This window comes from Serratia sp. (in: enterobacteria), assembly GCF_051654945.1.
In the GTDB taxonomy this organism is placed as follows: domain Bacteria; phylum Pseudomonadota; class Gammaproteobacteria; order Enterobacterales; family Enterobacteriaceae; genus Chania.
This window is the reverse complement of sequence record NZ_JBOFZA010000024.1, coordinates 52,778-75,304: the sequence shown is the minus strand read 5'-3', so window position 1 is coordinate 75,304 and position 22,527 is coordinate 52,778. Positions and strand designations below refer to the sequence as shown.

At 55.4% G+C, this 22,527-nt stretch carries 17 protein-coding genes; 11 read left to right on the top strand and 6 right to left on the bottom strand.

The genetic code is table 11. The annotated features are described in order from the left end of the window. Positions 1 to 53 precede the first annotated feature (53 nt). On the top strand, positions 54 to 1,199 hold the full coding sequence (gene mltA / locus ACRDCA_RS01810) for a murein transglycosylase A (protein WP_438688050.1): 1,146 nt from the start codon (positions 54 to 56) through the stop codon (positions 1,197 to 1,199). 79 nt (positions 1,200 to 1,278) lie between these two features. Then, the gene (gene tcdA / locus ACRDCA_RS01805; protein ID WP_438688049.1) at positions 1,279 to 2,085 is read left to right on the top strand and encodes a tRNA cyclic N6-threonylcarbamoyladenosine(37) synthase TcdA; all 807 of its coding nucleotides are present in this window, start codon (positions 1,279 to 1,281) and stop codon (positions 2,083 to 2,085) included. Here tcdA and csdE read toward each other — a convergent pair. Both csdE and csdA read right to left on the bottom strand, forming a co-directional pair. Continuing rightward, positions 2,076 to 2,510 (bottom strand): cysteine desulfurase sulfur acceptor subunit CsdE, encoded by a 435-nt coding sequence (csdE, locus tag ACRDCA_RS01800; RefSeq protein ID WP_438688097.1) that lies wholly within the window; start codon positions 2,508 to 2,510, stop codon positions 2,076 to 2,078. The genes tcdA and csdE overlap by 10 nt on opposite strands. Positions 2,511 to 2,529: 19 nt before the next feature. Further along, positions 2,530 to 3,735 (bottom strand): cysteine desulfurase CsdA, encoded by a 1,206-nt coding sequence (gene csdA, locus ACRDCA_RS01795; protein ID WP_438688096.1) that lies wholly within the window; start codon positions 3,733 to 3,735, stop codon positions 2,530 to 2,532. A gap of 193 nt (positions 3,736 to 3,928) precedes the next feature. Here csdA and ACRDCA_RS01790 point away from each other — a divergent pair, with 193 nt between their 5' ends. From ACRDCA_RS01790 to rlmM, 4 genes are all read left to right on the top strand, one after another. Then, on the top strand, positions 3,929 to 4,153 hold the full coding sequence (locus ACRDCA_RS01790; protein ID WP_438688048.1) for a YgdI/YgdR family lipoprotein: 225 nt from the start codon (positions 3,929 to 3,931) through the stop codon (positions 4,151 to 4,153). A gap of 458 nt (positions 4,154 to 4,611) precedes the next feature. Next, entirely contained in the window at positions 4,612 to 5,529 is a 918-nt protein-coding gene (locus ACRDCA_RS01785; RefSeq protein ID WP_024484298.1) for a transcriptional regulator GcvA, read from the top strand. Positions 5,530 to 5,581: 52 nt separating this feature from the next. After that, complete coding sequence (locus tag ACRDCA_RS01780) at positions 5,582 to 5,977, top strand: DUF423 domain-containing protein (protein ID WP_438688047.1); 396 nt, start codon at positions 5,582 to 5,584, stop codon at positions 5,975 to 5,977. Further along, complete coding sequence (gene rlmM / locus ACRDCA_RS01775) at positions 5,970 to 7,073, top strand: 23S rRNA (cytidine(2498)-2'-O)-methyltransferase RlmM (protein ID WP_025120863.1); 1,104 nt, start codon at positions 5,970 to 5,972, stop codon at positions 7,071 to 7,073. Before ACRDCA_RS01780 ends, rlmM begins: the two co-directional genes overlap by 8 nt. Positions 7,074 to 7,103: 30 nt before the next feature. Here the strand turns inward: rlmM and xni are convergent, their stop codons facing one another. The 3 genes from xni to queF form a co-directional block, all read right to left on the bottom strand. Next, complete coding sequence (gene xni / locus ACRDCA_RS01770; RefSeq protein WP_438688046.1) at positions 7,104 to 7,862, bottom strand: flap endonuclease Xni; 759 nt, start codon at positions 7,860 to 7,862, stop codon at positions 7,104 to 7,106. 57 nt (positions 7,863 to 7,919) lie between these two features. Further along, the gene (gene ppnN, locus ACRDCA_RS01765) at positions 7,920 to 9,284 is read right to left on the bottom strand and encodes a nucleotide 5'-monophosphate nucleosidase PpnN (RefSeq protein WP_025120865.1); all 1,365 of its coding nucleotides are present in this window, start codon (positions 9,282 to 9,284) and stop codon (positions 7,920 to 7,922) included. Between the two features lie 182 nt (positions 9,285 to 9,466). Then, positions 9,467 to 10,312, bottom strand: a complete 846-nt coding sequence (queF, locus tag ACRDCA_RS01760; protein WP_438688045.1) for an NADPH-dependent 7-cyano-7-deazaguanine reductase QueF — start codon at positions 10,310 to 10,312, stop codon at positions 9,467 to 9,469. A gap of 63 nt (positions 10,313 to 10,375) precedes the next feature. Between queF and syd the strand changes: the two genes are divergently transcribed. Further along, complete coding sequence (gene syd / locus ACRDCA_RS01755) at positions 10,376 to 10,924, top strand: SecY-interacting protein (RefSeq protein WP_438688044.1); 549 nt, start codon at positions 10,376 to 10,378, stop codon at positions 10,922 to 10,924. 757 nt (positions 10,925 to 11,681) lie between these two features. Here the strand turns inward: syd and ACRDCA_RS01750 are convergent. Next, positions 11,682 to 12,920: an MFS transporter gene (locus tag ACRDCA_RS01750; protein ID WP_438688043.1), complete on the bottom strand. Its 1,239-nt coding sequence runs from the start codon at positions 12,918 to 12,920 to the stop codon at positions 11,682 to 11,684. Between the two features lie 154 nt (positions 12,921 to 13,074). Between ACRDCA_RS01750 and ACRDCA_RS01745 the strand changes: the two genes are divergently transcribed. The 4 genes from ACRDCA_RS01745 (at position 13,075) to pbpC (ending at position 22,506) form a co-directional block, all read left to right on the top strand. Continuing rightward, positions 13,075 to 13,401: a YqcC family protein gene (locus ACRDCA_RS01745; RefSeq protein ID WP_438688042.1), complete on the top strand. Its 327-nt coding sequence runs from the start codon at positions 13,075 to 13,077 to the stop codon at positions 13,399 to 13,401. A gap of 165 nt (positions 13,402 to 13,566) precedes the next feature. Then, a complete protein-coding gene (locus ACRDCA_RS01740) occupies positions 13,567 to 14,004 on the top strand; it encodes a hypothetical protein (RefSeq protein ID WP_438688041.1) in 438 nt (145 codons plus the stop codon). Between the two features lie 89 nt (positions 14,005 to 14,093). Beyond that, the gene (locus tag ACRDCA_RS01735; protein ID WP_438688040.1) at positions 14,094 to 20,087 is read left to right on the top strand and encodes an MG2 domain-containing protein; all 5,994 of its coding nucleotides are present in this window, start codon (positions 14,094 to 14,096) and stop codon (positions 20,085 to 20,087) included. 55 nt (positions 20,088 to 20,142) lie between these two features. Next, positions 20,143 to 22,506, top strand: coding sequence for a penicillin-binding protein 1C (gene pbpC, locus ACRDCA_RS01730; protein ID WP_438688039.1), 2,364 nt, complete (start codon positions 20,143 to 20,145; stop codon positions 22,504 to 22,506). The last annotated feature ends 21 nt before the right edge of the window (positions 22,507 to 22,527 follow it).

Genomic DNA, 22,527 nt, shown 5'->3' with positions numbered 1-22,527 from the left:
CAGTTTACCCGCATCCATCGGGTATCGAACATATCAGTCTGAGAGAGTGTGCAATGAAAGGACGTTGGGGCAAATACCTGCTGGGTGGGGTAGTGATTGCGGTGCTGGCCGGTTGTTCGTCAAAACCGACCGACCGGGGGCAGCAGTATAAAGATGGTCATCTGGATCAGTCGCTGGAGTTGGTGAATCGCCCCAATGCCAGAGGAGCCCCGATCAACGGCCAGGATTACTCCAACCAACTGATGGAGATAAAATACGCGTCGCCGTCGCTGTTTAACCGAAACAACTCCACCTATCAGGCAGTACAGAGCTGGATGGCGTCAGGGGCGGATACGCGTCAACTGAGCCAGTTCGGCCTCAGCGCCTATCAGATGGAAGGTGTCGATAGCTATGGCAACGTCCAGTTCACTGGCTATTACACTCCGGTGTTACAGGCGCGTTATACCCAGCAGGGCGAATTCCGCTACCCGCTGTACAGCATGCCAGGTAAAGGTAAGCGCCGTCTGCCCGATCGTGCCGGTATTTACTCCGGGGCGCTGGATAGCCGCTACATCATCGCTTACACCAACTCCCTGATGGATAACTTTATGATGGAAGTGCAGGGCAGCGGTTATGTCGATTTCGGCAACGGCCAGCCGTTGGTGTTCTTTGGCTATAGCGGCAAGAACGGTCATGCCTACCGCAGTATCGGCAAGGTGTTGATCGATCGCGGTGAAGTGGCCAAGGCCGATATGTCGATGCAGGCCATTCGCCATTGGGCGGATACCCATAGCGAAGCCGAAGTGCGTGAACTGCTGGAACAAAACCCGTCGTTCGTGTTCTTCCACCCGGTGCCATTCGCTCCGGTGAAAGGGGCCAGCGCGGTGCCGCTGATTGCCAAAGCCTCCGTGGCTTCCGATCGCTCTCTGATCCCGGCAGGTACGACGTTGCTGGCAGAAGTCCCGTTACTGGACAATAAGGGTAAATTCACGGGAAAATATGAGATGCGCCTGATGGTCGCGCTCGACGTGGGTGGGGCCATTAAAGGCCAGCACTTTGATATGTACCAGGGGATCGGCCCGGAAGCCGGTCACTCGGCGGGGTTCTATAACCACTATGGCCGGGTCTGGGTCTTGAAAGGCGGCAACGCCGGGGCGCAGTTGTTCAGCACCAATCAACCCCTGTCTGCCTCGAGTGGTTCCCAACTGGTTACTCGCTGAGTACCATGGCATCAAGTTTGACCCGCAGGGCCGGATCTTCCGGCCCTGACTATTTAGCAACCAAGGTAAGTAAAACAACATGAGCACAGCCTATTCAGAGGCCTATTTGCAGCGTTTTGGCGGCACGGCACGCCTGTATGGCCAGTCGGCATTGGCGTTGTTTGCCCAGGCACACGTTTGTGTGATCGGCATTGGTGGCGTCGGCTCATGGGCAGCAGAAGCACTGGCAAGAACCGGCATTGGCGCGATCACCCTGATCGACATGGATGACGTATGCGTCACCAACACCAACCGGCAGATCCATGCCCTGCGCCAGCATGTTGGCCAGTCGAAAACCGAAGTCATGGCGGAGCGGATCCTGGCGATTAACCCGGAATGCCAGGTAACCTGCGTGGATGATTTTATTACCCCGGATAACGTCGCCGAGTTGCTGAACCATAACTTCAGCTATGTGATTGATGCCATCGACAGCGTGCGGCCAAAAGCGGCGTTGTTGGCCTATTGCCGCCGCTTCAAGATCCCGGTGGTGACGACTGGCGGTGCCGGTGGGCAGATCGATCCTACGCAGATCGCCGTGGCCGATCTGGCTAAAACCATTCAGGATCCGCTGGCAGCCAAACTGCGCGAAAGGTTGAAGAACGACTTTAACGTGGTGAAAAACAGCAAGGGCAAGCTGGGCATTGATTGTGTCTTCTCTACCGAGCCATTGGTATATCCACAGCCTGATGGTTCTGTGTGCGCCTCTCGCAGTACCGCAGAAGGGCCGAAGAAAATGGATTGCAGCGCCGGTTTTGGTGCGGCGACCATGGTCACCGCGACCTTTGGCTTTATTGCCGTCTCCCACGCGCTGAAGAAGATGGTGGCAAAGGCGGCGCGTCAGGCATAGCTGGCAGCGATGGTGTGCACCCTGGCGGCCAAGGCTGCCAGGCCGCTGGCTCGGGTGGCGCTGAGTTGAGCACGTAGTGCCAACTGATCGAACAAGGCCAGGGGATCGGTGGCCAATACCTGTTGCGGCGTTTTGCCTTCGACAGCAGTCAGCAAGATCGCCAGCAGGCCGCGCACAATGCGCCCTTCGCTGTCGCCATAAAAATGCAGTGTTCCATCAGCCAGCAATTGATGCCCCAGCCAGACACGGTTTTCACAACCGCTCAGTTCCATCTCCTCATGCCGTAACTCTGCTGCCAGTGGCGGCAAGCGTTTTGCCAGCATGATCAGTTGGCGGTAACGATCTTCCCACTGTTTTAGCGCGCTGAACGTTGCTATCAGCGTTGGCGCGGTAATTTCACGGCCAAAAGGGTGTGGGGCAAACATAGGTTCTTGGTTTTGCATCTTATTCGGCCAGTAGTTCGATGGCGTTGGTTAACGCCAGCACCAGGGCATCGACATCTTCTGGCGTATTGTAAGGCGCAAATGACGCGCGCAGTGTTCCGCTCACTCCTAATGCGGCGATCAGGGGCTGGGCACAGTGTTGGCCCGCGCGTAGCGCGATATTTTGTTCGGCTAGCAGGGTGACGATATCGCTGTGGTGGATCCCGGCAATATCAAATGCCAGTACGCTGGAGCCGGAACTGCGGAAGCTGCGAAATCCTGGTAGCTGCTGCAAGCGCTGCTCGGCATTTTGCGCCAGGGCGCGGCTGTACTGTTCAGCGGCGGCCATATCCTGTGTTTCCAGCCAGCTCAATGCGGCACCCAGCCCAAGCACGCCGGCAATATTCGGCGTACCGGCCTCAAAGCAGTGCGGTGGTTTTTGTGGCGTAAAGCCGCTGAAAGAAGCCTGAGTCAGCATTTTACCCCCGCCTTGCCACGGCCCCATTTGAGCCAGTAACGCGGTCTTGCCATATAACGCGCCAATACCGGTTGGGCCATAGAGTTTATGCGCGGAGAAGGCGTAGAAATCGATATCGAGCTGCTGGACGTCGGCTGGGCAATGCACAATGCCTTGCGCGCCGTCAATCATTACCACCGCGTTCACCGCGTGGGCCAGCTTGATGGCTAGTGCGATATCCGGGCATCCGCCGGTGACGTTAGACATTTGCCCCAGGGCTAGAATGCGGGTTTTTTCGCACAACAGGGCAGGGAGCAGCGACAAATCCGGCAGGCGATCGGCACCTATCGGCAGCTTCACCACCTGAGCACCGGTCTGTTCCGCTACCATCAGCCATGGGATCAGGTTGGCATGATGCTCGGCCTCGCTGACCAGGATTTGATCTCCCGGCTGCAGGCGTGGGCGAGCATAGCTTTGTGCGACCAGATTGATCGCTTCCGTTGTACCGCGTGTCCAAACGATATCGTCCGAGCTTGGGGCATTAACCAATGTAGCGACCTGTTGGCGTGCCTGCTCAAAACGCTGAGTCAGATCCTGCGCCGCGCGATGCTGGCTGCGGTGTACGGTGGCGGCGTCAGCGCGGTAAAACTGCTGCGTCGCTTCGATCACCGCCTGCGGTTTTAGCGCGGTAGCGGCACTGTCCAGATAAATTCCTGCCTGTTGAAGGGCCGGAAACTGGCTGCGGAACAAGGTGGGCTCAAAAGGCGTCATCGGCTGATTATCAGTGGCTTTGTCAGCCATTGATCCTGTCCTATTTTCGCGCCAGAGACAAGTTATGCCGAACAATTGTCGCGGTTTCCTGGAAATCTGACGAAAGTTTGTTATGCTGAATATTGGCGCGGGAATGAGTTCCTTAAATAACAGAAATGAGTTTTACAGCATTTTTATCTACAAGGAGTCAAGAATGAAGAAGACAGCCGCAGTTATCTCTGCACTGATGCTCACGTTTACCTTAGCAGCCTGCTCAAGCAACTACGTCATGCATACCAGCGATGGGCGCACCATTGTCGCCGATGGGAAACCCAAGGTAGATGACGATACCGGGATGATCAGCTACAAAGACGCCAACGGTGTTGAACAGCAGATTAACCGTGCCGATGTGAAAGAGATGGTCGAGGGTGACCAGTAAGCATCAGGCAAAAAAAAGCACCGCAAAGTTTGCGGTGCTACATAAAATCACTATGGACAGACAGGGTAAATGTACAGGAAGTGAAAAACAGTAGCCTAGCTACCATGTCCGAATTGGCGGACAAATTGCAAACACAACATCACAACCACAAAGCCAAAAGTTCATCGGCGTCCTCGACACCCAATCCCTTTTCGTTCCGGCTCGGGAAGTGCCGCCACTATAGGTATTTACTGGCGCATCCTCAACGGACAATTTATAATGGCTCGGATTAAAAAAACTAATGGCAATAGTCCACATGGATGGACTACTGGCGTTATGTATCTTGCGGCCTGATCCTGTTTGCGAAACCCGTCGGCCAGTTGTTACATAAATGTAACTAAAGCCGAGGAGTGACCTGGTGGTCGCTGTTGTGCATTCAACTGACAACGCCGTAGTTTGCAATACACAAGGGTCAATTCATGTCTAAACGTCTCCCTCCTCTCAACGCACTGCGGGTTTTTGACGCGGCAGCCCGCCATTTGAGCTTTACCAAGGCGGCGGAGGAGCTGTTTGTTACCCAGGCGGCGGTGAGCCATCAGATCAAGTCACTGGAGGATTTTCTGGGGCTGAAGCTGTTTCGGCGGCGTAACCGTTCGCTGTTGCTGACCGAAGAGGGGCAAAGTTACTACCTCGATATCAAAGAGATTTTCTCTTCGATCAACGAGGCAACGCGCAAGTTGCAGGCACGCAGCGCCAAAGGGGCATTGACGGTCAGCCTGCCGCCCAGTTTCGCCATTCAGTGGCTGGTGCCACGCCTTTCCAGCTTTAACTCAGCTTATCCGGGGATTGATGTGCGCATCCAGGCCATTGACCGCGAAGAAGAAAAACTGGCGGATGACGTTGACGTAGCGATCTTTTATGGCCGTGGCAACTGGCCGGGAGTGCGCACCGAGCGTTTATACGCCGAATATCTGCTGCCGGTTTGCTCTCCCAGCCTGTTAATGGGCGATCATGCGCTGAAAGTGCCGGGAGATCTGGCTTATCATACGCTTCTGCATGATACTTCACGCCGCGACTGGCTGGCATACACCCGTCAACTGGGGTTACAGCATATCAACGTGCAGCAAGGGCCGATCTTCAGCCATAGCGCTATGGTGGTTCAGGCCGCCGTGCATGGCCAGGGGATTGCGCTGGTGAATAACGTGATGGCGCAAACCGAGATCGAAGCCGGTCGGTTGGTGTGCCCGTTTAACGACGTGCTGGTAAGTAAAAACGCTTTTTATCTGGTATGTCATGACAGCCAGGCAGAACTGGGTAAAATAGCCGCCTTCCGCCAATGGATCTTGGCGCGTGCGGCCAGCGAACAGGAAAAGTTCCGCTTTCGCTACGAACAATAGGGCCGGCTGCCGTGATGCTGTGGCTGGTTAATCTCGACTAAGGTGAATAACGATGAGTAGCCGTTCTATGCTGATTTTTGCTGCTATCAGTGGTTTTGTATTTGTTGCTCTGGGCGCGTTTGGTGCGCACGTATTGAGTAGTGCACTCGGGGTCAATGAAATGGCCTGGATCCGCACCGGGCTGGAATATCAGGGTTTCCATACTCTGGCGATCCTGGGACTGGCCGTTGCCATGCAGCGCCAGGTCAACCTGTGGTTTTATTGGAGCGGAGCGCTGTTGGCGCTCGGCACCGTGTTGTTCAGCGGCAGTTTGTACTGTCTGGCGCTGTCTCACCAAAAGGTTTGGGTTTATGTCACGCCAGTAGGCGGGACCTGCTTCCTGATCGGTTGGGCATTGATGTTGATTGGCGCTTTGCGTCTGAGGAAAAAGGCCGAGCGCCATGAATAAAATCGCGTTGTACTGCCGCCAGGGGTTTGAAAAAGAGTGTGCGGCAGAGATCACCGACAAGGCCGCCCAGTTGGAAGTGTTTGGTTTTGCCAGGGTCAAAGACAACAGCGGCTATGTGCTGTTTGAGTGCTATCAGCCGGATGATGCCGATCGTCTGGCGAAAGAGATCCCGTTCCGCGAACTGATCTTTGCCCGTCAGATGTTGGTGGTGGGTGAGTTGCTGCGCGATTTGCCGCCGGAGGATCGGGTTTCACCGATTGTCGGTATGCTGATGGGCGTGGTCGATCGCGGCGGTGAATTACGGGTCGAAGTGCCGGATACCAACGAAAGCAAAGAGCTGCTGAAGTTCTGCCGCAAGCTGACCGTGCCGCTGCGCAGCGCCATGCGCGAGCAGAAAGTGTTGATGGCTCGTGAGAACGCTTCTCGCCCGGTGGTGCACGTATTCTTCATCGCACCGGGTTGTTGCTATGTGGGCTATTCCTACAGCAACAACAACTCCCCGTTCTATATGGGGATCCCACGCCTGAAGTTTCCGTCCGATGCTCCAAGCCGCTCTACGTTGAAGCTGGAAGAGGCTTTCCACGTCTTCATCCCGGCGGACGAATGGGACGAGCGTTTAGGCAGCGGGATGTTTGCGGTCGATCTGGGGGCGTGCCCTGGCGGTTGGACCTACCAACTGGTCAAACGCAGCATGATGGTGCATTCGGTGGACAATGGCCTGATGGCCCAGAGCCTGATGGATACCGGGCAGGTAACCCATCACCGTGCCGATGGCTTCCGGTTCGAACCGACCACCAGCAAAAACTACTGGGTAGTGTGCGATATGGTAGAGAAGCCGGCCAAGGTCACCAGCCTGATGATCCAATGGCTGCTCAAAGGTTGGTGCCGTGAGGCGATCTTTAACCTGAAGCTGCCGATGAAAAAGCGTTATGAAGAGGTCGCTCAGAACCTGCAAAGCATCCACGAGGCCTTGGCCAACGAAGGGATTAGTGCAGAGATCCACGCCAAGCAGCTGTACCATGACCGGGAAGAGGTCACCGTGCATGTGCGCCGCATGTGGTCGGCCATTCCTGGCCGCCGCGACGAGCGCGAGTAAGACGATAGGGCGCTGCCGTGGGTAGCGCCCTTAATGTGTTGGCAAACGTAACTGTTGCAGATTACCGTCCAGCGTCAGATCGGTACGTAAGGTAGCGACCTGCTTGCTGACATAAGCCAGCTCACGGTGTTCTAACAGCCTGCTGTGCCATTTTTCCGGCACCTGTTCCAGGTGTTGATACAAAGCATCCAGACTCCCCATCTGTTGCAGCAACAATACCGCCGTCTTGGGGCCGATACCGGCAACGCCTGGGATCTTGCTGCTGCCAATTCCCGCCAGCCCCCAATAATCCGTTAGCTGCTGTGGCAACACGCCAAACTCTTGCTGGACAAACGGCATATCCAACCAGCGTTTCTGGAAGTAGTCACGGATCTGCACGCTGGGTGCCAGCAACTGGCAGTAGCCTTTATCGGTGGAGACAATCGTCACCTGGTGACCGCCAGCGGCAAGCTTTGCCGTCAGGGTGGCGGCCAGGTCGTCCGCTTCGTTGCCCGCTGAATGCCAACTGGCCACCCCGAGTTCGGCAAACGCCTGACGCAGCTGCGGCATTTCCTGATGCAGGTTGTCCGGCATCGGTGACCGCCCGGCTTTGTAATCGGGTAGAATTTGATGACGCCAGCTTTCGCTACGGTCGTCCTCGTCGAACACTGCGACGGCGTGGGTGGGTTGGCTGTGCTGGATCAACTGCAAAAGCGCATGCTTGCAAGCGTTAACACAGGGGGAGCCTTGCACGGCATGAATGCGGCGGATCAGGTTCAGGGCATCGACAATCAGTAAATGAATAGGCATAGGCAAGACAACAACGTCAAAAAATAAGGGCGGAGATTACGCCGCCCTGGGTGAGGGTTACGCTACGATCTCATAGCAAGGTACGTAGGCGGTTCCCGGCAGTTTCATACGATGCTGGGCGACAAAGCCCTGCAACAGGCTATCCATCTGCTTCATCATCAACGGATCGCCATGCAGCTTGTACGGGCCGAATTGTTCGATGGCATGAATACCGTTCTCCTTTACGTTACCTGCCACGATCCCTGAGAACGCTCGGCGCAATGCTGCCGCCAACTGTTCCGCCGGTTGATTCGGGTACAGGTTGAGATTGGCCATGTTTTCATGGCTTGGCTCGAACGGAAGTTGCAGGTCCGGCGCAATGCGGATCGACCAGTTAAAGCTGTAAGCATCACCGGTATTGCGACGGTTCTCTTTCACCAGCGGCATGGCCTTTTTCATCTGACGGGCCACTTCGGCCGGATCGTCAATGATGATGGTGTAGTGACGGCGGGCTTTTTCGCCCAGCGTATTCATGATGAATTCGTCCAGCACGCGGAAATAATCGGCGCTTTCTTTCGGCCCGGTGAGGATCAGCGGCAGAACCTGCTCGCTGTTTTCCGGGTTCATCAAAATACCCAGCAGATATAGCAGCTCTTCCGCCGTACCGACCCCGCCAGGGAAAATGATGATGCCGTGCGCGATACGCACGAAGGCTTCCAGACGCTTTTCGATATCCGGCATGATCACCAGTTCGTTAACCAGCGGGTTCGGCGGTTCAGCGGCAATAATTGAAGGTTCGGTCATGCCGATAAAGCGGCTGTTGTGATAGCGCTGCTGCGCATGGCCGACGGCGGCCCCTTTCATCGGTGCTTCCATGGCCCCCGGCCCACAGCCGGTGCAGATATTCAGCTCGCGCAGGCCCAGTTGGCTACCGACCTTACGGGCATACAGGTATTCGTTTTCATTGATCGAGTGGCCACCCCAGCACACCACCATGTTCGGATCTTCGTCGAGGTGCAGGGTGCGGGCATTACGCAGGATCGAGAACACCAGGTTGGTGATATGCACGGAGTCTTCCAGATCCATATGTTGGAAGCGCCCGGCGTTGTCCATTTGGCCGTGGACAAACAGGATATCGCGCAGTACGGCAAACAGGTTGGCCTGTAGTGAGCGAATGATGCGGCCATCAACGAAGGCCTCTTCTGGCGGGTTCACCAGTTCCAGTTTTACGCCACGTTCGCGGCGCAGCACGTTGATATCGAAGTTTTCATAACGCGACAGCAGCTGTTTACTGTTGTCGGTTTGGCTGCCGGAGTTTAACACCGCCAGGGAGCAATTGCGGAATAAGCGGTACAGGTCGCTGCTGGCGGTACGCTTGAGCATGTCTACTTCCAGCTGCGACAACAGATCCATAGCGCCAAGTGGGCTGATATGTGTAATCAAGGTAACTCCTTTGCGCCCATTATGGGGCGATAATAATCCTTACCTGCTTGTGCGCGCTGCGGTAAGGATTTTGCAATGCCTGCCAGAATGCCTGGCTAAAAAGCGGGCATTCTTGATTTAACCTTACCGCCGTCACCGGATTTTTACCAATACAAACCGTCCGTTAGCTCAGTTGTTGAGCATTATTGGCGGGCCAGACGGCCATGGTCCGGTTCGAACGCCACATTACTGCGCCATGGGTTGATATCCAGGCCACCGCGGCGAGTATAGCGGGCGTAAACGCTCAACTGTTCCGGTTGGCAGAAACGCAGCAGATCGTTAAAGATCCGCTCAACGCATTGCTCATGGAATTCGTTGTGATGGCGGAACGAAACCAGATAGCGCAGCAGAGCTTCGCGGTTGATCTGTGGGCCGCGATAGCGGATTTGCACCGAGCCCCAATCGGGCTGATTGGTGATCAGGCAGTTGGATTTCAGTAAATGGCTGACCAGCGTTTCCTCAACGACCTGGCTGCCCGCAGCACCTTGCAGATAGCCCGTATCGAATTCGTAGCTATCAATACTGATGTCTTGCTGATCGAGGCATTCACCTGCCAGCCGGGCGATTGGGCTGCCTTCAATCTGATCGACGCTGAACAGGCTAACGCTGACATCCCCTTGCGCGCAGGCGGCAAGATCGCGTTGCAGCGTGCTGCGTACAGCCTCCCAGTCCGGGAAGTTGGTCTGGTTAAAACTGTTGAGATAGAGTTTGAAGCTTTTGGACTCGATCAGGTTGAGGCTGTTGGCATTCAGGCTGATTTCCCCAACCGCGACCTGCGGCAGGCCCTTGGCATTGAGCCAGGAAAGCTCATACAGCGTCCAGATATCCGCACCGTGGAACGGCAGGCTGTCGGGATAAAGCCCCAGCGGTTCCCGGTTCATGCTGCGCGGAACCGCCTGTAACAGCGAGGCATCGTAGCTGTCACGGTATGCGGTTGGTTTGCCTAGCGTCAGGCCTGCCAGAGCCTGATGATCTTGATAGGAGGACATGAGCTGTCACCTTGCTGTGAGATAGGTACAATAGGCACCAGTTTACCGTATGCGAGAAAAAATATGGACCATGATGTATCGCACGCCCTGCGTGAATTTACCCAGCGCTATGTTGACGTTTGGCAACAGCATTACGGCCATGCCCCGGCTAGCCAGGAACTTTACGGCGTGGCTTCACCTTGTACCGTCGAAAATCGCGATGACTCGGTGTTGTGGTTACCGCAGCCTTTTACGCCAGCGGCCAGCCTGGAAAAGGTTGAGCAGGCATTGGAACTGCAATTACAGCCGGATATCCACACCTTCTATACCCAACAATATGCCGGGGATATGAGTGCGCAGTTCGGTGACCACCCGTTGACACTGTTGCAAGTCTGGAGTGAAGACGACTTTATTCGGCTGCAGGAGAATCTGATTGGGCATCTGGTGACGCAAAAACGCCTGAAGCTCTCGCCGACATTATTCCTGGCGACCACGGAATCGGAAATGACGGTAGTGTCATTGTGTAACGTCAGCGGCAACGTGCTACTTGAACAATTTGGCAGCAAGAAACGTACGCTGTTAGCCGCCACTTTGGGCGATTTTCTTACTGCATTGCGCCCCAGGTTGAACTAATCGGCAATTTTGCGCTCGCCGTGTGTGAGAGATCTCTTACAAAAGCTGTGAGAGATCGCTTTTAATTTTTCACTTTAGTCGTTTTTTTTTACTCGTATTTATTTATATATCAATTAGTTATTTGTTTATAACAATGTGAGTTAAGTCAAATTCTGTGTAATCCGTCCTACATGCCCTTGTGAATGGGAAGGAAATAAGCGATCTTATGTCTACCGGAAGGAAGCCGGGTGGAGCAGGAAAGCGTCAGGATGATGCAGCTTCAGGAAGAAGAAAGGGATGCACTCAGGAAGAGTGGAAAGGATTGGTATCAGGATGATACTCAGGATGTTTCAGGATTGAAACCAAGGACACCTCCAGGATGGAGATAGAGAGCCAGCACAGGATTGTTGGTGGGTCAGGAAGGCCGAGGAACCGCGTCAGGATGATGCTAGAGGATTTTGCGAAGGATTGTTTTGGTCAGGATGGCCGAAAGGAAAAGTTTTCAAGGATTGAGCAGGGAGCACACTTGTAGCGGGATTAGCTATAAAACGAACCGGGGGCACTGTTAACGCAGTGCCCCCAACTTTTTGTCTGGAGAAAGACCAGACAGCAACTTCTGCCCGCCCCCTCTTACCAACCCTCTCCCACGATATCGATCCAGCACATCATGAACCTTTGATTCAGGGAGCGGTCCGTAGCCGCGGTTAGATACCGATACTAATTTGTAGCACGTTTAGTCCCCTCTCCTTTTGGGAGAGGGGGAGGGGGAGGGGGAGTATTACCCGATTGCCCCCAACGTATCACCCGTGGTCTGCTTCTTCGGCAGCAGGAACAGCGTGGCGAAAATATCCAGCAGGTAAATGGCCGCCAGCAGGCTGATCGCGGCGGTAAAGGAAACCTGGGTAACCAATGCGCCAATCACCAATGGCCCCAGCCCGCCGACGCCGCGTCCCAGGTTGAACAGGATATTCTGCGCCGTGGCGCGAGCCTGCACCGGGTAGGTATCAGAAATCAGCGCGCCGTAGCCACCAATCATCCCGTTAACAAATACGCCCATCAATGCGCCCGCGAACAGCATCATCACAGGGTCGGTGAGTTGTGCATAACTGATGACCATTACCACGGCACCTACCTGGTAAATCACGAAAATGATCCAGCGGGGAAAGCGATCGGCCAATACGCCGAACAGCCAGATGCCAAAGGTCATTCCGATCACCGTGACCCCCGTCCAGACGCCGGATTTGGTCAGCGAGAAACCAAAGTTTTTGGCCAGATAGGTCGGCATCCAGATCATCAGACCGTAATAGCCGAAGTTTTGCACCGAACAGAGGATAAAGATCCCCAGGCTGGCTTTGCCGGTGGCGCGATCTTTAAATAGCAGCTTTAATCGTTGAGTAAAGGAAAGCTGCTGTTCGCTGGTTTTTTGCTGCACAAACTCTTTAGGCTCACCCATGGTGCGGCGGATGAGGAAGGAAACCAGCGCTGGCAGTAAACCTACCAGGAACATGCCACGCCAGCCGATATAAGGCAGCAACAGCGGGGTAAGGAAGGCGGCGGCAAGCACGCCGAGCTGCCAGCCCATGCCCACATAGGCCGAAGCGCGGTTGCGTTTCTCTGCGGGCCAGGCTTCGGCGATCAACGCCATACCAATGCCGAATTCACCACCCAGCCCGATCCCTGCCAGGGTGCGATAGGCGAGCAGGTCCCAGTAGCCGACGGCAACGGCGCACAAACCGGTAAATAGCGAAAACATCAGGATGGTGATGGTCAGTATGCGGATACGGCCAAAACGATCGCTGAGATGGCCGAAGATCACGCCGCCAATCACTGCGCCGATCAAGGTCCAGGTCACCAGCGAACCGGCTTGTGATGAGGTAAGACCCAGTTCAGTGGTGATCACCGGCAGCATAAAGCCGAGGATCAACAGATCGAAACCGTCCATGGCATAGCCAGTCACCGAAGCCAGCATGGCTTTACCGGGGGTGGCGTGATTTTTAGTGAGTGATGTTGCAGGCATGTCTTTTATCATTGGTGATTTTTGGGTGCGCGTATTGTGCCGTGCCGGGCGGGGAGCCACCAGATAAAATTGGGTGCATTCGGCTTAAATGCTATGCTTTGGCGCTCTCAGCCACTGGCTGATTATCAAGCTTAAATACAGTTCAGGAATGCCGATGAGTACATCTATCCAGGTTCGCCACAGTTTACAGGCGATTGAACAGTCCATGCGTGAGCTGGCGTTGTGGCAGCTTACCCCGCCAGAAGCCGAAGCCTTTGCCAGCACGGAACCTTTTTGCATCGACAGCATGCTGGCCGAAGAGTGGTTGCAGTGGGTGCTGCTGCCGCGTATGCATGCATTACTGGATGCCAATGCGCCGTTGCCAACGCGCTTTGCTATCACGCCCTATTTTGAAGAAGCGCTGAAAGATAGACAGCCGAGCTGTCTGCCGCTGCTGGTGCTGCTACAACGGCTGGATTCGCTGCTCAACATTGAGCTTTGATCGTGCGGCGTGTTTGACCGCAGGGGCGCTCAGCCGTTTCCGAATTGTGCGTAGTAATACGCAATTTACGCGGGTTGGCTAAAATAGGGTTTCCGCGCCATTGTGGAAATAGTGGATAATGGCGCGCATAAACGCTTTATCGCGAGTAACCACGGAGGGTTTCTCATGCTCAGAAAAAATATATTCGGTTGGTCGGGGATCGCGCTAGGCGGCTTGGCGCTGCTATTGGCGATGATTCATTTCTATGGCGGGCCATTTACCCCGCAACAGACGCTGGAAAGCCTCGTCGCGGGCAAGGCGGCGGCCATCAAAGAATCACTGCTGGCCTCGCTGACAGGCCAGCAAATCCCTGAAAAGGTCTCGCGGCCTCACTTTAATGTCGATCGGATTTTGAAGATCGTCATTGCCGTATTGGCGGTGGGTGCCGTTATCCTGGGTACGATTGCCGGGGTATACAAAGAAAACCCACGCGCGGTCTCAGCTGCGGTAATGCTTGGCATGAGCACGCTGGCGTTTCAAATTGCCATGTTTGCTTTTAGCGTTGCTTTCAGCATTATCGTGGTGCTTATTGTTATTGCATTGGTGTCGTTGCTGATTTTTTGAATGGGTGCAGTCTGTTAACTGCTCGGCTTCCGGCGTCGGAAATATCGTCTCTCTGGGTGTCCTTCAAGGATTAAAAAGGTGCTGCAATCATGGATTTGCTGAAGTTTATCCTCCGTTTGCCTTTTACGTTGATAAAAGGCCTGTTCCGCCTGCTGGCCCTGATTTTTGGCCTGCTAGGGCGGCTGTTCAAGCCGGTGGTGGGCAACCTGAACTGGAACGCACCTGCCTGGTGGGCAGCGGTATCCGGCGGGGTGAAACGCGGTTTCCTGCGCCTGGAAGGTGGGGTAGATAAATACCCTAAAGCCATCAGCCTGTCGCTATTGCTGTTGTTGTGCGCGGCTGGCGGGGCTTTCTACGGATGGCACTGGTGGCAGAACCGGCCACAACCGATTGAACCGGCACCGATGGTGTATCAGGAAACCAGCGTGCGGGTCTCCGATCCTGAACCGGTTAACTATGCCGTGCAAAAATCTGCACCGCAGCAGGTCACTCTCACCTTCAGAAACTCCGTGGCACCGTTGACCGATGCCGGCAAGGTCGTGGAAAAAGGCATCTCCATCAGCCCGACCCTCGAAGGGCAATGGAAGTGGAATAACGCCTGGACTCTGGTCTTCACGCCGAAAAACCCATTGCCGATGGGCAGCAAATACGAGGTTAAGCTCGAACCTTCCGTGCTGCTGGCCCCGCAGATTAAGCTTGCCAACACCAACTACAGCTTTAGTGCTCCGGCTTTTAACTACCAGCTTGGGCAAGCCGAGTATTATCAGGACCCGCAAGATCCACAAAAGCGCAGCGCTATCTTCAACGTAAAATTCAATGCCCCGGTGGACGTTGCCAGCTTTGAAAAGCAGATTGCCATGGGGTTGATCGAGGCCGGTGCCAAATCTGAAAAGAAACTCAATTTCTCGTTGGTCTACGATGCCAAAAAACTGAACGCCTGGGTGCATTCTGAGCCGCTGAAAGCGCTGGATCACGGTGGTAAAGTGCATCTGGTATTGGGCAAAGGTATCAAGTCGGTGGTGTCTGCCAATGAGATCAGCCAATCGAATGACAGCTGGGTAACGGTGCCTACTTTGTATAGCCTTACGGTGAAGGATGCCAGCGCCCAGGTGGTCGATAGCGAGGGAACCAAAGGCCAGCGTGCGCTGATCGTCGCCTTCAGCGATGCGATAAAAGACAAAGATGCCGGGCGTGCGGTCAAGGCCTGGTTATTGCCGCAACATAACCCTAACGACTCCGAGGCCAGTAACGACCCTGATGATTTTTATCAGTGGGGCGGGACCGAGAGCATCGAAAACAGCGTGATGTCCCAGTCTACACCGTTGACGTTGACCCTGAATGAAGCGGAGGAGACCTACCAGCCGCAGTTCAGCTTCAAGTTTGACGCACCTGCCCACCGCTTCATGCTGCTGGAAATCAGCAACCTGATGACCTCCTCGGGCGGCTATAAAATGCCGGAGAAGGTCTATCGCATTGTCGAAGTACCGGACTTCCCGAAAACCTTGCAGTTTATGTCGCAGGGTTCGCTGCTGTCGGTAAACGGTGACAAGCAAATCAGCGTGGCGGCGCGTAACGTGCCTGGCCTGCGGCTGGATATCAAGCGGGTGATCCCAAGCCAGTTGCAGCATATCGTCTCTTTCAAGAGCAGCGAATACTCTTCGGCACAGTTCAACCAGCTCAACGATGAATATTTTACCGAACACTTTAAATATCAAACGGTTATCAATAACGATAAGCCGGGTGAAGTGAGCTATAAGGGCATCGACCTCTCGCGTTACCTGTCTACCAGCGCGGATTCCCACCGTGGCGTGTTCCTGCTGACGCTGTCAGAATGGCAGCCGGAAAAGAAAAAGACGCAGAACGCCGAAGATGAAGGTTATCAGGGCGAACAGGAAGAGGATGACTCGCCGAGCGTCGGGGATTCACGCTTTGTCGTCGTCACCGATCTGGGGATCATTGCCAAGCGTTCGCAGGATAAAACGCGTGACGTGTTTGTCCAATCCATCCACAGCGGTGCACCGGTCAGCAATGCCAAAGTCTCGGTGATCGCCAAAAACGGTGTGACGCTGCTCAGCCAGGTGACCGATGCCAATGGGCACGTGCGTTTCCCAGCGCTGGACGTGTATACCAACGAGCGCCAGCCGGTGATGTTCCTGGTGGAAAAAGAAGGCGATGTTTCCTTCTTGCCAACCACCAGCTATAACGACCGCGGGCTGGATTTCTCGCGTTTTGATATACAAGGCGAAGAAACCCCGATCGATCCACGTACGTTGAGCAGCTATCTGTTCTCCGATCGCGGCGTTTATCGTCCGGGCGATACCTTCAATATCGGTCTGATTACCCGTGCTGCAGATTGGGGCGTAGCCCTGGCTGGTGTACCGGTACGTGCCGAGATCCGCGATCCGCGTGACAAATTGATGACGACGATCCCGATCACTCTCGGTGGCAGCGGTTTCAACGAATTGAGTTACACCACCGATGAAAACGCACCAACGGGCGAGTGGAACGTCTATCTGTATCTGATCGGCAAGAATAACGACACTACCGCTTTGCTCGGCCACACCGCCGTCAACGTCAAAGAGTTTGAGCCAGACCAGTTGAAGGTCAAGCTTGAGCTGACGCCGAACCGCCAGCAAGGGTGGGTGAAACCTTCTGAGCTGCAGGCGAACATCGATGTGCAGAACCTGTTTGGTACGCCAGCGCAGGATCGCCGTGTTACCTCGAAGCTGACGCTGCGGCCGATGTATCCAAGCTTTGATCGCTTCCCGGATTACGCCTTCTTTGAAAACCGCCAGAACAGCGACGGATTTGAAACGGAGCTGGAAGACCGCACCACCAACGAGCAGGGCGTGGCAAATATTCCGCTGGATCTGAAGTCCTATGCGGATGCCACCTATCAACTGCAACTGCTGTCGGAAGCCTTTGTGGCCGGCGGTGGGCGTTCCGTTGCCGCTACGGCTCGGGTGCTGGTATCGCCGTATGACTATTTGGTAGGGGTGAAGCCAGACGGTGATTTAGGCTACATCAACCGGGGCTCAGCGCGGAATCTGAACGTGATTGCTGTCGATCCTTCCCTGAAACAGATTGCGCTCGCCGATCTGAAACAGGTGTTGATCGAGCAGAAATATATCTCGGTGCTGACCAAGCAGGATTCGGGCGTTTATAAATACCAGTCGAAGATGAAAGAAGTGCAACTGTCCGAGCAGCCGCTGGCGCTGAGCGAGCAAGGCACCAATCTGAGCCTGGCAACCGAAACCCCAGGCGATTTTGTGTTGGTGATCGAAGATGCGCAGGGCAAGGTGCTCAACCGTATCGCCTATAGCGTAGCGGGCAATGCCAACCTCAGCCGTTCGCTGGATCGCAATGCCGAACTGAAACTGAAACTGAACCAGGCAGAATATCAGCCGGGCGAAGAAATCGAAGTGGCGATCAACGCGCCTTACACCGGCAGCGGTTTGATCACCATCGAAAAAGACCGTGTCTATGCCTGGCAGTGGTTCCACACCGACACCACCAGCTCGGTACAGAAAATCCGGGTGCCAGCGGGGATGGAAGGTAACGGCTATATCAACGTGCAGTTTGTGCGCGACGTGAACTCCAGCGAAATCTTTATGAGCCCGCTGAGCTATGGTGTCATGCCGTTTAAAATCAGCACCAAGGCCCGCCAAAACGGTCTGGAAATCGTGACCCCCGAAGTGATCAAGCCGGGTGAAAACCTGACGATGACGGTGAAAACCGATGGTCCACAGCAGGTGGCGCTGTTTGCCGTTGACGAGGGGATTTTGCAGGTTGCGCGTTATCGCCTGAAAGATCCGTTGGAGTACTTCTTCCGTAAGCGTGAGCTGAGCGTGGAGAGCTCGCAGATCCTCGATCTGATCCTGCCGGAATTCAGCAAGCTGATGGCGCTGTCTGCGGCACCGGGCGGGGATGCGGGTGAAGGGCTGGATCTCAACCTGAATCCATTTAAACGCAAGCGTGACAAGCCAGTCGCCTATTGGTCTGGCATTACCGAAGTGAACGGCGAGAAGCAGTTCACCTATCCGGTACCGGATTACTTCAACGGCAAGATCCGCGTGATGGCGATTTCGGTTACGCCAAGCAAAATCGGTAAGGCCCAAACTTCCGCCACGGTGCGAGACAATTTCATCATGACGCCGAACGTGCCTGCCATGGTCGCGCCGGGAGATGAGTTTGATGTCAGCGTCGGGGTGAGCAATAACCTCGAAGGGTTGAACGGCAAGCCTGTGGCAATCGCCGTGCAATTGACGCCGCCGCCGCAGCTGGAAGTGGTGGGCAAGGCTGAACAAAGTCTGTCACTGGCCGAGAAGCGTGAAGGCGTGATCAACTTCCGCCTGCGTGCCAAGGCGGCACTGGGTGACGCTCCGCTGGTGTTTGAAGCGCGCTACGGTGATAACACCAGCCGTCGTACTATCAGCACCTCGGTACGCCCGGCCATGCCTTACCGCACGCAGTCAGTGATGGGGCGGATGAGCGGTAGCAGCCAGAATGTTGATAACCTGCGGCAGATGTTTGATGCCTATGCGCAGCGTAGCGCGGCGGTATCTCATTCACCGTTGGTGCTGACCAGCGGTCTGGCACAGTATCTGGCGGATTATCCGTATTACTGTTCCGAGCAGATCGTCAGCCGTTCTATTCCGCTGATCATGCAAAGCCAGCATCCGGAAATGAAGAGCAGCCTGAGCCAGGCCGAAGTCAGTAAACAGCTGAAAGACCTGCTTGGCGTACTGCGATCGCGTCAGAACGATAGCGGTGCCATTGGTGCCTGGCGTTCCTCGCCGGAAACCGATCCTTTCGTCACGCCATATGTGGTGCAATATCTGCTGGCGGCCAAAGCGGCGGGTTATGCCTTGCCGGTAGGGATGCTGGAAGAGGCTAACGGTGCGCTGCGTGAGCTGGCAGCCAGCCGTTATGACGATATGTATCATCTGCGCCTGCGTACCTGGGCGGTCTACCTGCTGACCTTGCAGGGTGAAATTACCACCAACTCGCTGGCCTCGGTGCAGGATACGTTGCAGAAACTGTATCCAGACAGCTGGAAAACCGATCTGAGTGCCTTGTATCTGGCATCGTCTTACCGTCTGCTGAAGATGGACGATGAGGCCAATGCCCTGCTGCAACCGAGCTGGAAGCAACTGAGCAAAGCCTATGACAAGACCTGGTGGACGCAGAATTACTTCGATCCGCTGGTGCAGGATGCGACCCGCTTGTACCTGATCACGCGCCACTTCCCGGAGAAAGTTTCCTCCATTCCTCCACAGGTGTTGGAGAACATGGTCAAGGCGCTGAAAGAAGAGCGCTATACCACGTACTCTTCGGCGATGAGCATCCTGGCGCTGGAAAGCTATTCGGCACAGGTGGCGGCGCAGGCTAATACCACCGGCTCGCTGACGATTGCGCAGCTTGGCAAGCAGGGTAACGCCGAACCGCAGGTGATTTCAGAGATGATGGGGCTGTTTGCCAAAGGCCAGTTTACCGCCGATGCCAAAGCCATCCGCTTTACCAACAGCGCCGATGCTCCGGCCTGGTATGTGGTCACTCAGGCGGGTTACGATCTGGCTGCGCCACAGAAAGCGATTGCTCGTGGTTTGGAAGTGACCCGTGATTACACGGATGAAAAAGGCAAGCCGGTCACTCAGGTGACGCTGGGGCAGAAGATCAACGTCCATCTGAAAATCCGCGCCAATTCAAAAGAAGGGCAGAGTAATCTGGCGATAGTAGACCTGTTACCTGGCGGATTTGAAGTGGTGCAGCAAACGCCACCAGAACCAGAATCGACAGGCGAAGACGGTGAAGCCAGCGAGACTGATGGGGGTTGGCAGTCACCGCTAGCCGCTTCGGGATCCACCTGGGCACCTGATTACAGCGATATCCGCGAAGACCGGGTGATTATCTATGGTAGCGCCAGTACCGATGTGCAGGAGTTCGTCTACCAGATTAAAGCGACCAATACCGGTAGCTTTGTGATCCCACCGGCTTACGGCGAAGCCATGTACGATCGTGAAGTGCAGGCCATGTCGGCCAGCAGCGGTAAACTGGTGGTGGTACCGGCGGAAAGTAAATAAGCCATCTCGATGCCCCGCGGCGCTGCGCTGCGGGGTTCGTGGTTACTGAGACACAATGAAAATCCTTCCTGCATCTGCTGTGGCAAAGCGCTGGCTGCAAAATATCTTGATGGCGGTATTTCTGCTGGCGCTGGGCCTGGTGGGGGCGCGGCTGTGGCCGCATCCTCCTCTTTCGCAGGGCGTACCTTTCTCCACGGTTTACTATGATCGCCACGGGGCGCTGATGCGCCTCACGTTGGCCAATGACGACCGCTATCGCCTGTGGACACCATTGGAAAAGATTTCGCCGCTGGCGGTGCAGGGTATTTTGTTGCATGAAGATCGCTGGTTCTATTACAACCCCGGTTTTAACCCCGTCAGCCTGCTGCGTGGTTTTTGGCGCAGCTACGTAGCCAGTGGCAAAATGCAGGGCGGTTCGACCATCACCATGCAACTGGCACGGATGCATTGGCATCTGAACACCCGCACGCCGGGCGGTAAGCTGATGCAGGTGCTGCGGGCCGTTCAGTTGGAGCTCAGTTACTCCAAGCACGACATTCTGGAAGCCTATCTCAATTACGCCCCTTATGGCCGCAATATTGAAAGCATCGGTGCCGCCAGCCTGATCTATTTTGCCAAGGCACCACAGGATCTGACCTTGCCAGAGGCGCTGACGCTCTCGGTATTACCGCAGTCCCCAAGTTACCGTATTGACCCTAAAACCGGCGTGTTGGGACAAGCCCTGACGCAGGCCCGCAACCGCCTGTTCCAGCGTTGGCAAGGCGTGCATGCCACCGACAGCAGCCAGCGGGCCTTGTTCCAGCTACCTTTGGCTCTGCGCCAGCCGGAGCGGATGCCGTACATTGCTCCACACTTTATTGAACAGTTGCGCCAACAGACCCAACAGCTGGTGCAGTTGGATACCCGTGTGGATACCGAATTGGACGCCGGGCTACAGCGATTGGTCGAAAGGCAGGTTAACGCGTTTATCGTCCGCAACCAGAGCCGGGGGATCCATAATGCGGCGGTGCTACTGGTGGATAGCCGTGATATGGGGATACGGGCGCTGGTCGGCTCTGCCGACTATTACAACCGCGAGATCCAGGGGCAGGTAAACGGAACCAATGCCAAGCGTTCTCCTGGCTCGACCCTCAAGCCCTTTATTTATGCCTTGGGGATGGAGCAGGGCGTACTGCATCCAATGACCATCTTGAAGGATGTGCCTTCGTCATTTGGTGCCTATGCGCCAGAGAACTTTGACCGACGTTTCCTGGGGCCGGTCACGGCGACGGATGCGCTGAATTTCAGCCGTAATATTCCGGCAGTGTACGTGGCTTCCCAGCTACGACAGCCCACGTTTTATCAGTTTTTAAGCCTGTCCGGCATCGCCAACATGGCCAGTGAAAATCATTATGGCTTGTCGCTGGTGTTGGGCGGCGGTGAGATTACCGCCCAGGAGCTGGCGAAGCTGTACGCGCTGTTGGCCAACCGGGGCGTATTGCGCCCATTGCGGATGCAGAAGAGTGATGCCTATCCGCCACCGATCCGTCTGCTCAGTGCGCAAGCCAGTTACACGACGCTGGATATGCTGCGCCAGCATCGTCGGCCTGGTGACACTCTGGCGCAGCGCTCGTCAGCGTTGCCGGTCTATTGGAAAACCGGCACGTCCTGGGGATTCCGTGATGCCTGGAGCGTGGGGATCTTCGGGCCTTACGTGCTGGTGGTGTGGGAAGGCAATTTCGACAGCAGAGGCAATAACGTATTTGTGGGGGCCGAAGCGGCTGCCCCGTTATTTTTCAATATTATCGACAGCATTAACGCCAGCTATCCGGCCTTGCAGGAGCCGAAGCACCCGTTCCCGAAACAGTTGAGGCGGGTGGATATCTGCCTGGCTAGCGGCAATCTGCCGACCCAATGGTGCCAGCAGAAAGGCAAAACCTGGTTTATCCCCGGCAAGTCACCGATCAAGGTCGATACGGTTTATCGTCCGGTAGTGCTGGATATTCACAGCGGTGAGGTGGCCTGCCCGCCGTATGACGCAACGCAAACCCGTACCGAGGTGTTTGAGTTTTGGCCTTCCGATCTGGCCAACGTGTTTGCGCAGGCTGGATTGCCCAAGCGGGCTCCTCCGGTAAACCGTTGCAAGGATAATGCGGTAGTGGTGAGTGGTAGCCCGCCGCGCATCACCTCGCCACTGAAAAATACCACCTACACCTTGCGGCAATCGCAGCAGGGGCGTGACAAAATCGCCTTCAATGCGGTAACGGATGCGGACAGTAAAACGGTGTATTGGTTTGTTGATGATATTTATCTTGGCAGCAGCGCCAGTAAAACCGCCATCGACTGGCGGCCGATCAATAATGGCCAGTATCGCATCAGGGCCGTGGACGATCATGGCCGTGCCGATAGTCGCCTGATCACCATTGAGCTGGTGAACTAGGCCCCTCACCCTAGCCCTCTC